This window comes from Leisingera sp. ANG-DT (assembly GCF_000813785.1).
In the GTDB taxonomy this organism is placed as follows: Bacteria; Pseudomonadota; Alphaproteobacteria; order Rhodobacterales; family Rhodobacteraceae; genus Leisingera.
This window is the reverse complement of sequence record NZ_JWLE01000064.1, coordinates 1-583: the sequence shown is the minus strand read 5'-3', so window position 1 is coordinate 583 and position 583 is coordinate 1. Positions and strand designations below refer to the sequence as shown.

At 63.1% G+C, this 583-nt stretch carries 1 protein-coding gene; it reads left to right on the top strand.

Annotated features, from left to right (window positions below):
* Positions 1-233: 233 nt before the first annotated feature.
* A partial coding sequence (locus RA21_RS21590; RefSeq protein WP_039152624.1) for a metallophosphoesterase occupies positions 234-583 on the top strand: 350 nt, incomplete at its 3' end.

The window sequence follows — 583 nt, the reverse complement described above, 5'->3', positions numbered from 1 at the left end:
CCCTATACCGGCCGAAAGCCGGGTTTGGATCACCGGGGTCTCCTCCTCCCTGATACCCGGTGTTTGACAGAACGGCGGTGCCCCCTCCTCCTCCCTGGGCGCCGCCGTTTCTTGATTCTAGGGCCGCGGTTTGCCGCGCCCGGGCCGGGAGGCTGACGGTTTTGCGCTATCCCTTTGCCGCATCTGCTGATTTGATCGCAGGCATAGGCATCAGTGATTTGCGGGACCGCGCCATGAAATTCATCCACCTCACCGATATCCACCTGATGGCGCCGGGCGTGCCGCTGAATGGCGGCGATCCGGCTGCGAATCTCAGCCGGGTGCTGGCGGATATTACTGAGTGGCACCGCGATGCGGCGTTCTGCGTGATTTCGGGCGATCTGGCGGATGAGGGCGACCCGGCGGCCTATGGCTGGCTGCAGGAGCAATTGGCGGCGTTCCCGCTGCCAACGTTCCTGATGCTGGGGAATCATGATGTGCGGGAGAACTTCCTGGGTGTCTTTGCAGATCACCCCCGCGATTCTGGCGGTTTCGTGCAGCACAGTCACGCGGCGGGTGGTGCCAGGTTCCTGTTTCTGGACAC